The 14616-nt window shown below is 41.3% G+C and carries 13 protein-coding genes, 1 pseudogene and 1 riboswitch; of the genes and pseudogenes, 2 read left to right on the forward strand and 12 right to left on the reverse strand.

Annotation, left to right across the window (positions count from 1 at the left end; all coding sequences use genetic code 11):
• Nucleotides 1–211: 211 nt before the first annotated feature.
• Nucleotides 212–1162, reverse strand: coding sequence for an NAD(P)-dependent oxidoreductase (locus tag EQG49_RS05380; protein ID WP_133363009.1), 951 nt, complete (start codon nt 1160–1162; stop codon nt 212–214).
• Nucleotides 1163–1339: 177 nt separating this feature from the next.
• Here EQG49_RS05380 and EQG49_RS05385 point away from each other — a divergent pair, with 177 nt between their 5' ends.
• The gene (locus EQG49_RS05385; protein ID WP_133363010.1) at nt 1340–1966 is read left to right on the forward strand and encodes an ECF transporter S component; all 627 of its coding nucleotides are present in this window, start codon (nt 1340–1342) and stop codon (nt 1964–1966) included.
• A 51-nt stretch (nt 1967–2017) separates the two neighbouring features.
• Here the strand turns inward: EQG49_RS05385 and EQG49_RS05390 are convergent, their stop codons facing one another.
• The 8 genes and pseudogenes from EQG49_RS05390 to EQG49_RS05425 form a co-directional block, all read right to left on the reverse strand.
• Nucleotides 2018–3463 carry an amino acid permease gene (locus tag EQG49_RS05390; RefSeq protein WP_133363011.1) on the reverse strand — a complete coding sequence of 482 codons (1446 nt, stop codon included), beginning with the start codon at nt 3461–3463 and terminating at the stop codon, nt 2018–2020.
• A 201-nt stretch (nt 3464–3664) separates the two neighbouring features.
• The gene (locus EQG49_RS05395; protein WP_243115754.1) at nt 3665–4294 is read right to left on the reverse strand and encodes an ATP-binding cassette domain-containing protein; all 630 of its coding nucleotides are present in this window, start codon (nt 4292–4294) and stop codon (nt 3665–3667) included.
• Nucleotides 4291–6276 (reverse strand): DUF1430 domain-containing protein, encoded by a 1986-nt coding sequence (locus EQG49_RS05400; protein WP_133363012.1) that lies wholly within the window; start codon nt 6274–6276, stop codon nt 4291–4293. Before EQG49_RS05400 ends, EQG49_RS05395 begins: the two co-directional genes overlap by 4 nt.
• Nucleotides 6277–6363: 87 nt before the next feature.
• Nucleotides 6364–6582, reverse strand: coding sequence for a hypothetical protein (locus EQG49_RS05405; RefSeq protein ID WP_165964795.1), 219 nt, complete (start codon nt 6580–6582; stop codon nt 6364–6366).
• Nucleotides 6583–6890: 308 nt separating this feature from the next.
• On the reverse strand, nt 6891–7940 hold the full coding sequence (locus tag EQG49_RS05410; RefSeq protein WP_133363014.1) for a tRNA dihydrouridine synthase: 1050 nt from the start codon (nt 7938–7940) through the stop codon (nt 6891–6893).
• 957 nt (nt 7941–8897) lie between these two features.
• Nucleotides 8898–9344 carry a hypothetical protein gene (locus tag EQG49_RS05415; RefSeq protein ID WP_133363015.1) on the reverse strand — a complete coding sequence of 149 codons (447 nt, stop codon included), beginning with the start codon at nt 9342–9344 and terminating at the stop codon, nt 8898–8900.
• 150 nt (nt 9345–9494) lie between these two features.
• Complete coding sequence (locus tag EQG49_RS05420) at nt 9495–10280, reverse strand: UbiA family prenyltransferase (RefSeq protein WP_133363016.1); 786 nt, start codon at nt 10278–10280, stop codon at nt 9495–9497.
• A 213-nt stretch (nt 10281–10493) separates the two neighbouring features.
• Nucleotides 10494–10910, reverse strand: a pseudogene (locus EQG49_RS05425) (Rgg family transcriptional regulator); the annotation flags it as partial.
• A gap of 88 nt (nt 10911–10998) precedes the next feature.
• Between EQG49_RS05425 and EQG49_RS05430 the strand changes: the two are divergent.
• Nucleotides 10999–11220, forward strand: a complete 222-nt coding sequence (locus EQG49_RS05430; RefSeq protein WP_133363018.1) for a hypothetical protein — start codon at nt 10999–11001, stop codon at nt 11218–11220.
• A 570-nt stretch (nt 11221–11790) separates the two neighbouring features.
• Here EQG49_RS05430 and EQG49_RS05435 read toward each other — a convergent pair.
• The 3 genes from EQG49_RS05435 to EQG49_RS13860 form a co-directional block, all read right to left on the reverse strand.
• Entirely contained in the window at nt 11791–13065 is a 1275-nt protein-coding gene (locus EQG49_RS05435; RefSeq protein WP_133363019.1) for a nucleobase:cation symporter-2 family protein, read from the reverse strand.
• A 1-nt stretch (nt 13066) separates the two neighbouring features.
• A complete protein-coding gene (locus EQG49_RS05440; protein ID WP_133363020.1) occupies nt 13067–13648 on the reverse strand; it encodes a xanthine phosphoribosyltransferase in 582 nt (193 codons plus the stop codon).
• 121 nt (nt 13649–13769) lie between these two features.
• A riboswitch (purine riboswitch) is annotated at nt 13770–13867 on the reverse strand.
• Nucleotides 13868–13927: 60 nt separating this feature from the next.
• Nucleotides 13928–14596, reverse strand: coding sequence for a TM2 domain-containing protein (locus EQG49_RS13860; protein ID WP_207668560.1), 669 nt, complete (start codon nt 14594–14596; stop codon nt 13928–13930).
• Between the last annotated feature and the right edge of the window lie 20 nt (nt 14597–14616).

The raw sequence follows: 14616 nt of genomic DNA on the forward strand, positions 1-14616 counted from the left end.
CGTAGCTGGGGGAATATGTGTGCAGCACATATTTCCGCTGAGGATAAGATGAGGACTCTAAGGAATTTATTCCTTAGAGTTCCAGCTTATCCGAATTTGCCAAGACCGTACTTCGGCTTGGCAATGCGCTTCCAGCGTGGTGCGCCAAGTAATTTACCGGCACGCAGTGGACAAGTTTATTCAATCCCACGTCAACTTAATCGGCTAAAATTTAATACCCTTTATTCAAATCAACCACATTCCGCACAAAAGTCCCATCAGCCAAGTAACTGGGCAGATTTGCCGCCACAATTTTTAATAACCGGGCGGTGTAGTCGTCGACAAAACCAGTTGTGTGGCTAGTAATCAAGACTTCTGGAATATCCCAAAGTGGATTATCAGCTGGTAGTGGTTCTGGGTTGGCGACATCCAATGCCACATAACGAACTTTTTTAGCGGCGACGGCTTGAATCAATTCTGCATTTGTCACCGAGAAACCACGACCAACATTAATGAACAAGAAAGCATCAGCGACATGGCTGAAGAATTCGGCATTGTAGAAATCCCGCGTTTCTTCAGTTCCCGGCAAGATATTAACAATGATATCAGCATCGGCGACAGCGGTTTGATATTCCGCTAATGGATAAACTTGATCAAAACCTGCAACCGCACGTCCACTGTGGTTAATTCCCGTCACATGAACATGTAAAGCTTGCAAGTTTTGAGCCAATTCAGCCCCAATGTGCCCCGTACCAAAAATTAGCACCTTGAACTCACTTAGCACGCGCATGTTATTCCCTTGGTTATTCCAAGTGTGTGTCTGTGTATTTTGAACGTGTGTGTTCAATCCCCGCGTGAAGTACAGCATATCCCCAAAAACCGATTGCGCAATTGGTTCGGCATGTACCCCGCTCGCATTCGTTACGGTAACGCCCAATGCTGCTAATTTGTCTTTAGGGAAGTAATCGACCCCGGCAGAAGTTGATTGAATCCAGCGCAATTGCGAGTTTGACGTATCAATAATCGCGTTACCCAGGCTCGCATCCCAGCCAAACATAACTGTAACACTCGCATAATCGGCTGGTAACAAGTCTGCGGCTGCCGTAACTTTTGCCCCCGCCTTTGTTAGCATAGAAGTAACTTCCGGTGATAGATCATAAAATTTAACAACGTGTTCAGTCATAGTTTTACTTCCTTTTTGTAAGTGGATGGTTTACAATGTAGATGTTATATTATCAACATTATAACCAATTTTTAATCAATTGGGTTACTAATAGTTTCAATAATTATTGGCCACCTAACTCGCCAATATTCAAATTCAATACTTAATATTAAAGCTATTTTATAGGAGATTTTAATCATGGCAAAACCAACCAATATGCGGACATTAGTACTTACAGCAGTATTTTTAGCAATTCTGATCATTCAAGTCTTTGTCTTTCCAATCCTAGGTTACTTACCACTTGGTGCCTTTGTTGTTGGGGCCTCGGTTACGATTATTCAGTTTACCATTGCCATTGGTACTATTGTCATCGGTACTAAACAAGGCATGATTCTAGGTGCTTTCTGGGGTATTTTCCGTTTAATCCAAGCATGGACTACACAAGGTACACTTGGGTCTTACATGTTCATGAACCCCTTCACTTCAATCGTACCTTCAATAATGGTTGCAGTCGTCGTTGGTTTGATCGCCCGTAAAGCCATTAGCAGTAACAAAACTTCTGGCCGTGTGGGTGGTTTCGCACTTGCAGGTGCACTAGCTGCGTTCACAAACACATTCTTCGTCACCGTTTTCACTTGGATTGGTTTCAACGTAATGCACTTCAACGGTGGCACTTCCGGCTTCAAAATCACCACATTGGGGGCTGATTTCCTACCTTGGTTCTTAAGCGTAATCGTTGGGTTCAACGGTATCTTTGAAATCATTGCTGGTATCATCATTGTGCCACTGATTACAGTACCAGTCCTTAAAGCTTTAAAACGTTAATCAAAATTCAAAAGGCGCATCCAAATTTTCTGGATGCGCCTTTTCTACTTATTATTTAACTTCTTGACCACCATGGCGGACAATCGAGTGAGTCCGACCGTAAAGGAAGTACCAAACGAGGCCGATAGCTTGCCAGATAACAAACACGTGCCAAGTAATCGCCTTCAATTGGAGCATCAAGAACACACACATCAAGAACGATAAGATTGGTACTACTGGGTAAAATGGTACTTTGAATCCAGCATCAATATTCTTAAATTGACTTTCGTTACGGAGAAAGATAACTCCAATTGATACAAGCGCGAAAGCAAAGAGTGTCCCGATGTTAACTAATTCAGCAATTGTTTGTAATGGTACGACACCACCAATTAAGGCGGCCAAAGTACCAAAAATCAACGTACTGCCGGTTGGAATTTTCTTTTTTAATGAAATTGCGTGAAAAGACTTGGGTAACAGACCGTCACGCGAGATTGCGAAGAGTAACCGCGTCCCACCAAAGGTCATTACCAAAAGTACTGTGGTCATACCAACTACGGCACCTAATGAAACAATTCCGCCAATCCAATTTTGATGAATCATATTCAATGCAAAGGCCACTGGATCACCTTGGTGGGCTGGATTAGAGAGGTCTTTATAGTTAACCACCCCGACCAACACCGCGGAAAGCGCCATATAGAGCACTGAAGCAACCCCGAGTGACGCAATAATTCCGATTGGCATATTACGCTTGGGGTTTTTAACTTCTTCTGACGCTGTTGAAACAGCATCAAAACCGATATACGCATAGAACGCAGTCGCAGCTCCGGCGACAATCCCCGCAAACCCATAGTGATGCACACCGGCTGCATCTGTGAAGCCTTTTGGAATAAATGGTACATAATTGTTCGTCTTAATGAAAAATGCACCAACGACAATGAACAGTAGAATTACCGCAATCTTCACAAGCACCATGATTGAGTTAATGCGCGTTGATTCACGAACACCTACCAATAATAATAGTGTCACTAAGACACAAATAATAATAGCGATAATATCAACGCCGTGCCCATTCGCATGACGTAGAAATTCCGGTAAGTGGACACCGAAGCCGCCAATCAAGTTTTGGAAGTAAGCCGACCACGAACTAGCGACCGACGCGACCGCGAATAAATATTCTGAAACTAATGACCATCCAAGAATCCAAGCAATCAATTCGCCGAAGACGGCGTACGCATACGTATACGCACTACCGGCCAACGGGATTGTCGATGCAAATTCGGCGTAACAGAGTGCAGCAAGCGCACAGACAAATGCGGCCAATAAGAACGACAGAATTACCGCCGGCCCGGCATATGTTCCAGCAATAATTCCGGGCGTAATGAAAATCCCGGCGCCGACAATCGCACCAATGCCCATCGTTGCTAAGCCAAACGCACTCAACGATCGCTCCAAAACTGGCTTTTTGGCCAAATCAACGGTGACATCTTTTTTGGTAAATAAATTATGATTAGTTGCCATAAAAAATCCCCTCTTCTATTAAATTATGATAATTACCTCATTTTACCGGCTTTCGATAACATACGCAAGCTACAAGATATAAAAATTAGATATTCCCATAAGTAATATTTTTAAGTGTTTTTATAATACAGCTTTATAATTAAAAATTCGACCCACGCCGAAATTACGTGGATCGAATTATTTACTTCATATCAAATTACTTCAATTGCTCCCGTGAAACTGGCTCACATCAATCACGACATCAGCTTGATTAGCGACATAGTCATCATGGGTAGCTACAATAACAATTTTATTCGACTGAGCCATTGCTTGGAGGCTTTGTACAACCAATTTCGTATTTCCTTTATCAAGGGCACCCGTTGGTTCATCTGCCAAAATGATTGGTGGGTTTTTCAAATATAAACGGGCAAGTGCAACCCGTTGGGCCTCACCACCGGAAAGGCTGTAAACTTTGCGCTTCAGATAACTTGCACTTAAGCCAAATTTTTCTAATGCCGTTTGCAACTCAATTACCGGATATCGTCGGACTAACCGGAGATTTTGCTGAACCGTATCCTCTTCAATCAAGGCATAATTCTGGAATAAGTAACCTAAATATTCGCGAAAGTAAGTAATTACCGACATACCATATAAATCGGTATCATCCACCATAATCTGCCCGCTCGTCAACTCATCTAATTTTGCTAAGCTGTTCAGAATAGTTGACTTACCAATCCCCGATGGACCAATCAAGGCATACATTTTCCCTGGTTCAAACTTCAGATTCACATTTTGCAATAATGCGGGCGTGTTGCCATACTGTTTAGTACCATTAATAATTTGTAGCATCATTTTTCCCCCTTGATTGTTGTTGCAAGCTTCTGCATATCCTTAGTCGCTTGCCAAGTAAACAAACTCCCAGCTACAGCTAATGATATCCCGCCAAATGAAGCGACAATTGATAATGGGGCCCGTAAAACACCAACCAGTAATACGCCTTCAAAAATTGTCACACCTAGCCAGAGAAGGATAAAATGGTAGTGAATCCGTAGCAGTGAATTTCCGTGTAAACGCTTGATAGCAGCGCGTTGCCGATTAGTCGTCAGATACACATTATTTACTAATTGATATTCCAAAAGTAATAGCACGATCAGCAACGCTAAAATTAGCAACAAGAGCTTAATCTTATTGTTAACCTCTTGGTACACCTTAGCTGCTTCGTCGTTAATATTCACGTACCCGCCAATTTGTGGTGCTAAACCAAATTCCGCGACCTTTTTAGCTAACTGCTTGAAATTTGGAAATATTAACCCTTGATTCGATAATATTGATTGCCAATTTCCATTAGGGGTGTCACTATCCCCGCCTAACGATTTTGGCGAGACTACTAAAATTACCGGATTTGGTAGCTGACTACTGTATTGGCCTAGACTAAAACCATTTGTGTCGTAACTAAATATTTTTTGATTGGCCTTAATGCTGATAGGTTTCATCTGCATTTGTGGATTTTTGACGTGTAATTCTGCAAAAAATAATTCATACTCATATTTTTTAATTAATTCTTGGGTTCGTCCTTTTAGATTAGCTGGAATCAGTGCATACGTAATATTTGAATCTTGTGGTAACTTAATCCGTTGATTATCTACCGTTACGATTTTATTTTGGCGTAAATAATTTGCATTAACTTCAAGGACGTTCCCATTTGCGTAGTCGGTATAATTCGATGCATCACCGCCTCCATAAGCCGCTACAATCATTCCATGTTGGTTACCCCAATTCACCAATTTGTAAGTGTCTTTAGGACCTTCGTCATGTTGAACGCCCGCAAATGCAGCTAAGGATAACGTATAATAGTTCGGTAAATTATGCCAAGTTGCTAACTCAGTTTTGACCTGATTAGCGGTCTTCAGATTTCCCATGACTAGTATGACAACTACCACAACTGCGACTTCGGTAAGCGCCTTAAAAAACCAATTAACCGTAAAAACTAACTTACTTTGTTGTTTACCGTTGATTGCAGCTAAAATCGTTTTCTCATTATGGGACAAAACCTGAATTACAATTGCTAATACGGATATACCCAACTCTAGAATAAGCAAAAGGCCAGCCAATAACAGCATCGGGTACATACTTCCTAACTGACTTCGGACGAACATACTGCCAATAACTACCAGTAGACTCAGCCCATAGCTCACTAAAAAAAGCCGTTGATCTTGCATAAATGCTTGCCACGCATCTGCCAATCGTGAAACTCCGTGTAAATGTTTAATATTGGACGCTCGCAAGTATTGAAAATTCGCCACCACTAAGACAATAAAAAGCATTAACAACACCAACCCCAGAATAAGGTATAGATAGTTATTTGATAAAAAATCACCAACTAACCACGTGACATCAGTTGATTGACGTTCATATGTCAATCCCAAGCGATGCAATTCATGGCCAATTGCTTGCGGGCTCACCTTACCAAAAAAGTATAAAGGATAACGTAAATCACTCGTCAAAAATTGATTATACGTCGCAAAAGCCTGGCGTGGCACTAAATGTTTACCGACTTGCTTGTCATTACCTAATGTATAAAATTTTTGAACCGGATTACTACCAACCGTCGGGACAACAAATTGCTTCACAATCGCCACCTTATGTTCCCGACCAAAATCATCAAGTGCCTGATTAATCACATTTTTACGGCTTACATCATCAACTTTGGTAATCACATATGGTTTCGCCGTAACCGAAATAATATCTTGGGCATTCTGATTAACAAATAATAACAGCAAGCTAGCATACACCCCAGTAAGAATAATTAGGATGGTTTTTCGCATTTTTCGCATAATTAAGTTCCTTTATGAAATGAAAAACGTATTTCCCAACAAGTTCTGGAAAACACGTCGTGATATCAATACCTAGAAATATGCGACTTACGCTTTTTTATAATCGTAATGTGTTGCATTTCCACTTGAAGCACGATTAACAGTTGCAGTCGAACCCTCATTATTTTTGACCCACCTGCCTACATGTCGTTTTTTCCCAACCGCAATCGCTTGCGATTGATATGCTGGAATCGTCGTATCTGTTTCAGCAATTACTTTTTTACTCGTCATCGTTGAGTAGAAATATCCCCATGTGTAGTGCCCCACTAACTAAAATCCGTTTCCGTAAAATACTAGTCATTAAACAATTCCTCCAAAGATTTATTATGATACTTCTTAACAACGACGATTATAAGTCTTTTCTTAACATTTGGTTCATTTTTTCTTAAGAGGCCTTTTTTGGTGCTTAAGCGTGTTTTTTCCAATTCTTAAAAGGGGGTAAATTCTTCTTAAGAACGATTTACCCCCTTTTAAGAATTAATGGCTCCATTTATTCTAGTGTGGAATTAATTACCATTTGCTTAACTTTTTAACAAAAAAAGCCCATTCCGTAGAATAGACTTAGACATCAATATTTAATTAGCTAGTGTTTGTAACTCTGGATCAAGGACTGCGTTCCCTTGAACCGCTTCAACTTCATCAATAATCGCCCGGACTTCATCGGTTGTCTTAGCGTCCATCAAACGTTGACGAACTTCTGACGCGCCACGTAAACCACGCACGTAAATCTTGAAGAAGCGCTTCAAAGCCACGAAACGGCGTGAGCCAAAACGGGCAACGAAATCATCGAACAAGTCCAATTGGTAACGGAGCAAGTCGAAAGTTTCACTCAACGTGTGTTCTTGTGGATCCATTTCAAAAGCAAATGGGTTTGCGAATACCCCACGGCCAATCATCAAACCATCAATACCAGGGTGTGCTTCGGCCAAAGCCATTGCATCAACGGCTGAATTGATGTCCCCGTTGAATTGAATCAATGTATCAGGGGCGATTTCATCACGCATCTTCAAAATTTCATCAATTAAATCATAGTGGGCTGGCACTTTACTCATTTCATTACGCGTCCGCAAGTGAACCGTCAACACGCGCACGTTTTGTTGCAAAATAAATGGCAACCAGTCGTACATTTCATCCTTCTTATCAAAACCAATCCGGGTCTTCACACTGACTGGCAAGCCGCTTTCCTTGGCAGCAGCAATAATTCCAGCAGCCCGGTCAAAGTGCCGAATCAGGTCACTCCCACCACCGTTTTTGATAACGGTAGCATCAGGACAACCCATGTTTAAGTCGATTGCTTGGTAACCCATGCGCTTAACTTCTTGCACCGTCGCTTCAAAATCAACTGGATTATCACCCCAAAGCTGAGCAACTGGTGATGCTTCAGCCGGATCAACATACAAACGACCTTGGACTGAGAACTTCCCCTTTGGATGTGTTACTGACTTAGCATGCGTAAATTCAGTATAAAAAACATCTGGTGCCGCTGCCTTGGCAACAACTTGTCGGAATACCGTATCAGTTACGGCTTCCATTGGTGCCAAGCTCAAAAATGGCCGCTTGCTACCATCTGCGTTCGTTACATTACAGACAACGTTATCCCAAAAATCATTCGTCTTTTCTGTCATCTTTTCCCTATTCCTTTTACTTTGATAAATCCAGCTTGTGCGCCGATTTCGCTATTCTATCAAACACCACCTACCTGGCTGGTATACATTGCGTTTGATTCCTAGACTTCCCTAAATAATTAATCCCGTACTACTAAATAACGGATATTGTAACCACTCAAACACTCTGTTCAAATGATTTCCCAAGTTTCAACTTACCTATTATAAGTGCAATCTACTTACTTTTCAAGTTTATCGGCTTCGGACCACAGTGAAATCACGGTTCTATTTATTTTAGCGTGGGATTCTCATTTATGTACTTTTGTTTAAGAATACTCGCATGCCACGGAATATACCATAGGCACTAGTTTGAGCACATTACAAAATCAGCGATAACTGATTTGATTGAATCTACAACCTAACGAATTATCTTTCAACCACAGACAATTTACCGTGTTGAAGACGCAGTTAGCAAAGAAAATCAACACGCTATGTCAATAACATATCGATTTCACGAACCACTTTCGATTAGTACTGTTCTACATATTATTATTTCTGAACTACCGATTACTTACACCTGCGTATTATTTCGACTGCTTAGTTGGGGTTCCATGCATTTCGGCCCATACCGACTATTTTTTGTTAGTTTGAGAATTATTACTAACTAACGCAGTGGCTGGAAATTGCTTGGCGGGCGCAGCCTTTACACAGCGACTGGGGGAATATGTGTGAAACACGTATTTCCGCTGAGGATAAGATGAGGACTCTTAGGAATTTATTCCTTAGAGTCCCAGCTTATCCGAACCTCACAAGACCGCATTTTGGCTTGTGAGGTTGCTTCCAGCGCAGTGCGCCAAGTAATTTCCAGACGCAAAGTGGCCAATTTTATTCAATTCCACGTTAGACGAAATAGAGCCGAAATTACCAATTAAGTTGCATAAAAAAAGAACGCCCCATAATTAGGACATCCTTAATGTATTATGCATCGAGCTTTTGATTCCAAGCTTTTTCCCAGTCTGATTCTTCACCATCTTTATGGTTAGACTTGTAGTGGTGATTGGCCCCCGCAGCAGTTGCTGATTCTTTCCAGGCGTTTTCCCACTTAGCTTCGTCACCCTTGGCTTTGATCACTTCATCGGATGGCTTGTTATTCCATTCTTGTTGCCACGCAGCATCTTCATCATCTTTATGATTGGTTTTGTAATGGTGATTGGCTGGTTCAGCAGTTGAAGCGTTTTGCCAAGCATTTTCCCATTCGGCTTCGGCACTGTTAGCTTTGATGGCTTCATCGGATGGCTTATTGTTCCATTCTTGTTGCCAAGTTGAATCTTCATCATCCTTACGATTGGCTTTATAGTGGTGTTCGCCTTCAAATGAAGTAGCTGCTTCCCACGTTTTAGTCCATTCGGTTTTTTCGTTTTTCATTATGTGTCCCTCACTTTTCATAGTTAAGTAGTAAAAACTGATTCGTTATACCTACTATTCTCCTAAATGAATGTGAAGATTTATTAGATGGACACTTGGAATACAAAAATACGCATTCCATTTACCTATTAATTTCAACGCTTCCAAAGTCTACACAATCAAACCAACAATCATCCCCACAATGAACAACACCATAATCAATACGGTATTTTTAATTGTTAGTAAAAATGAACCGCGTTTCGTACGATCATGCCAGAAGAATTTGAAACTTTTGATGATAACTGGCCAAGCTAGCAGCGCTAATAATACTGTCCATGGTAAAATCCCCAGCACAACTGTCGTAATCAAGGTTAGATAACCGGCAATGTATAAGCTCAAGTAGACTATCAGCGCTTTCGATTGACCCAAGTAATATACTAACGTGTGACGTTCTTCGGCTAAATCTTCGATGTAATCACCAATATTATTCGCCAACATGATATTAGCAATACTGAAAACTCCCATCCCCGATACTAGTAGCGTTTGCCATGCCCAGTGCCACGTCATGACACCGATGTTCAAATACACGACCATCAACAAAATGACATAACCCATTGTTACCCCAGAAAACAGCTCACCAAGCGGAGTCCGCGAAATCGGTTTAGGACCACCAGCATAAAAAAAGCCAACAAAATAACTGATAAACGCCAGCAATGGCCAGAGCCAACCACCAACTTGCAGCCAGAGATACACACCCAAAATCGTCGCAATCCCCACCAATACGGCAAGCACCATGCCAACTTGTTGCTTAGTAACTGCCTCACGCCCCACCACATTGTTCACACCCTGTTTGAATGTTTCGTGTTTAGCATTCAGGAAATCCTGAAAATTATCCCAGACATTGGTCGCCAAGTGAAAGGCCAGCATCGCCACGAATAAAATACGATTGACTGCCACGCAATTGTTGTGTGCGTATATGCCACGTATAGTAACCCGACGATAAATGGTAAGACACTAGCGATTGCGGATTTGATTTCGACTAGTTCTAATAAGACTTTTGGCTTCATTTTCATGCATCCCCTGCTTAATTTATTAATCTCATTGTACTAAAAAACGATGAAAACATGGGCTTTCATCGTCATTTTTTTATTTTTTTAAGCCCGCACTAACTCATTGGTGGGTATTATTCAGCACTTCCTGCAAATACCGCTCATGAACCACGCTTAATTCAGGGTTCCCGAAAAGCTCCAACCTATTAATCGCCGTTTGTGCAGTACGTTGCCCCAGTTCAATCTCACCGGTTAATATTTTAAAAATTCCCGTGAAATAATGATACCGTCCTCTAAGCAAATAATTGTCCGTATGCTGATAGAAATGTTTAAAATTTTCCAAGCTAACTTTAGCATTTTTCATATCCTGAACTTCCAGCTGACTATCAATAATATTCAACAATGCGGTTCCCAGCGCGACCGTATTTTGCTTAATGACCAATTTATCCGTTAATTTCCGAACCAACTGATCATTCATCGTCGCTTGAAATTCAGTTGGTAACTTGGCAACGACATTCGCAAAAATTGTCAATTCATATTGTGTCCATTTTTAAAAATTAATCGCATTTTTATGGACGACATTAACGCGGCGATTAAAAGCCTCTCAATTTAAGGAAATCATAACTATGTCAAAAAGGTGTAAATACATGCTTTTACTCGTCTTTACACCTTTCATCACGTTGTTACTTTATGCATTAGCTACTGGAATCTTTAACGGGCTGCATTTATATGCAGTCTCATTCTTACGCTTCCCGTGGCCGGACAAAGTTAGCGCCACAGTCGCTAACTCACTGGCGGTGTTCTTATATGCCATTTATGATTTATTTGGCAAAAAGGTTAATTCCTAACCAAATTAAAATGCGTACCAAAGCTGACTGCAATCAGTCGCTTTGATACGCATTTTTGGCTATATTTTTCTAGCGTGGGGTTGTCGTTTCTGTACTTCTTAATCATTGAATTACTGAGGTTCTGTTGATTTTCAGTGTTTTTTCCACGCTACCGCAGCCTGTGATTGGTAACCATTTTTCACTAGTTTGAGCAATATTCCTAACTAACGGAGTGGCGGTAAATTACTTGGCGGGCGCAGCCTTTACACCGCGACTGGGGTGAGATGTATGAAATACATGTCGCCGCTGAGGATAAGATGAGGACTCTAAGGAATTTATTCCTTAGAGTCCCAGCTTGTCCGAACCTCCCACGACAGACATCCAGCCTGCAAGGCTAATCTAATCGCGTTAGGATTAGATTCAGTATTTTGTGAAACAAAATGCTGGGATGTTTTGCGTTGTCGGTTCGCAGGCATAAGCACAGACTGGCTTGGGAGGTTGCTTCCAGCGTGGTGCGCCAAGTAATTTACTGGCACGTAGTGGTCAATTTTATTCAATCCCACGTCAGACGAAATAGAGCCGCATTTTTGATTATGCTTTAACTTTAGGTTTGTAACCGTTAAAAATTAAATTTAAAATAATCGCCGTGATTGAACTCATCACAATTCCGTTTGAGATAAACATTTGGACATTTGCAGGTAAATTCTTGAATGTATCCGGCGCGCCGTTAAACCCAATCCCAACGGCAATCGCCACCCCAGCAATCAATAAGTTATGGTCATTGGTAAAATCAACCCGACTCAACATCCGAATCCCTTGCACCGCGACCATCCCAAACATGATCATCATCCCACCACCTAAAACTGGTGCGGGAATCATTTGGGCCATTGCGCCAGCTTTTGGCAGTATTCCTAGTAGTACTAAGAATCCAGCGGCAAAGAAAATTGGGCGCCGTGACTTAATACCCGACAGTTGGACTAAGCCGACGTTTTGTGAGAACCCAGTATATGGGAATGTGTTGAACACCCCACCTAACATCACTGCTAAACCTTCAGCGCGGTAACCCTTTTTCAATTTATCCGCAGTTAACTCTTTGCCAGTGATATCTGACAAGGCGAGATATACACCCGTTGATTCAACCATCGATACCATGGCGATGATAATCATCATAATAATTGAAGGAATATCAAACGTTGGCCACCCAAAGTAGAATGGAGTTGGTAGGTGCACCCATGGCGCTTGCGCCACGACTGATGAATCAACCATGCCCATCGTTGCTGCAATCGCTGTCCCGGCTACTAAGCCAATCAAGACGGCAATTGAACGCAGGAAACCTTTGGCGAAGAAATTTAACGCCAGAATTATTAACATTGTTATACCTGCCAATAATAAGTCTTGCGCTGAAGCCACCCCTTTATTATCTGAGATGTTGCCCATGGCGACTGGAATCAAAGTCAAACCAATGGTCGTAATCACCGAACCAGTTACCAAAGGTGGAAAAAGATTTTTAACTTTAGAAAAGAATCCACTAATCAAAATCACGAACAGTCCGGACACGATAATCGAACCAAAGATGGCACTCGGACCATGCTTTTGTCCAATGATAATTAATGGCGCAACTGACTGGAAGGCGACGCCCAAGACAACTGGTAAACCAATTCCGAAGAACTTGTTCATTTGGACTTGGAGGAACGTTGCTACCCCTGCCATGAAAATGTCCGTAGCAATCAAGTATGTCATCTGTTCTGGGGTATACTTCAACGCCGCCCCAATCATGATTGGTACTAAGATACTTCCCGAATACATTGCTAACAAGTGTTGTAATCCTAAAACCGCTGCTTGACCATTCTTATTTTGACTCGCCATTCTACGCATCAGCCTCCGCAAATTCAACTTTGCCATCAACAAAATCAGCAATCCGTGCTAATGAAACAACCTTAGTACCACGTTCTTCCATTAACTTCCGTCCTGGCTGGAAGACTTTTTCAATCACAATACCCAGTCCCGCAATTTTAGCACCGGCTTTTTCAACAATATCTAGCAATCCGCTTCCGGCTTGTCCATTTGCCAAGAAATCATCAACGACTAACACCGTATCGGCACTCGTCAAAAATTTCTTCGAGATTGAAACGTGATTTGTCACTTGCTTAGTGAATGAGAATACATCTGACGTAATCAATTCTTCATCCATCGTAATACTCTTAGATTTACGCGCAAACACCATTGGCACGTGGAGTGCATATGCCGCAAAGACCGCGGGCGCAATCCCACTTGCTTCAATCGACACAACTTTAGTAATGCCAGCATCTTTAAACACTTCGGCAAATCGTTGTCCCATTGCCGCCATCAAGTCTGGATCAACTTGGTGTGTTAAAAAACTATCGACCTTCAATACTTCTTCCCCTAAGACACGGCCATCTTGTTTAATGCGTTCTTCTAATTCTTTCACGTTTTGACTCCCTCTACGATTTAAGATTTTTAGCGAAGAAGCCGTTGCATCCCCAAAGTTCGATTGCTTTTGTGGACCAAAAAGGCTTCTCCTGCTTATAAAAAAACAGAAAAAGCCTAGTATCTGACTATTTTCTGCTTATAGTCCAGCATTTAAGGTGCTAGGTAGAAACTGTCGGCCATATTCCGACGATATATAAGCGATATATTGTTACCTATTTTACCGTAATGTTCGGGATTTCTCAACCTTTTTAGGATTAGAGGGTAGTTTTATTGCTGTTTAATCCTGTAATTCATTTCCAGCAGCATCCAAATGCCATTTTGTTCCTGGTTTACTTGCAAGAATCATAACACCTTCAACCAAGCCCCAAATTGACACTACACTTGGTACAACAATTGTCCAACAAAGAACAATTGATAAAACCAATTTAATTACCCCAGCTTGTGTCTGACCTAGGTAGAAATTATGAATGCCTAATGAGCCAAGAAATATTCCCAACAGCCCAGCTGCAATTTTACTCTTAGCTCCAACTTGACCAGTTGGCTGAATAACACCGGCTACCGCTTGACTAGTACTTTGCACTCCCGCATGGACATCTTCCTTTTTAGAAATAATCTGTCCATCAGGCTTTTGAAACATTTCAACTAAATCGCCAATTTGTGGTTGAAAAACAAAGTCATTCTTATCAATTTCAAGTAAGGTACCATCAGATTTACCAATCAACACCTTATTATCTTCTAACCACAACACTTTCAAATCATTACCACGAGCGATTTGATTTTGCTCTGATATTAACACCGCAACAGTACGGCCTGAATTTTTATAGTATTTAACTACATCACCTACTACGGGCGGGAAAAGTGCATCGGTTTTACTTAATTCGGTTAATGCACCAGTTTCTTCGCCAATCATAACTTTATCATCTGTAACTTGAATAATTTTTGACATAATATTTCTCCTCTAATAAT

It is taken from the genome of Periweissella cryptocerci (genome assembly GCF_004358325.1).
In the GTDB taxonomy this organism is placed as follows: Bacteria; Bacillota; Bacilli; order Lactobacillales; family Lactobacillaceae; genus Periweissella; species Periweissella cryptocerci.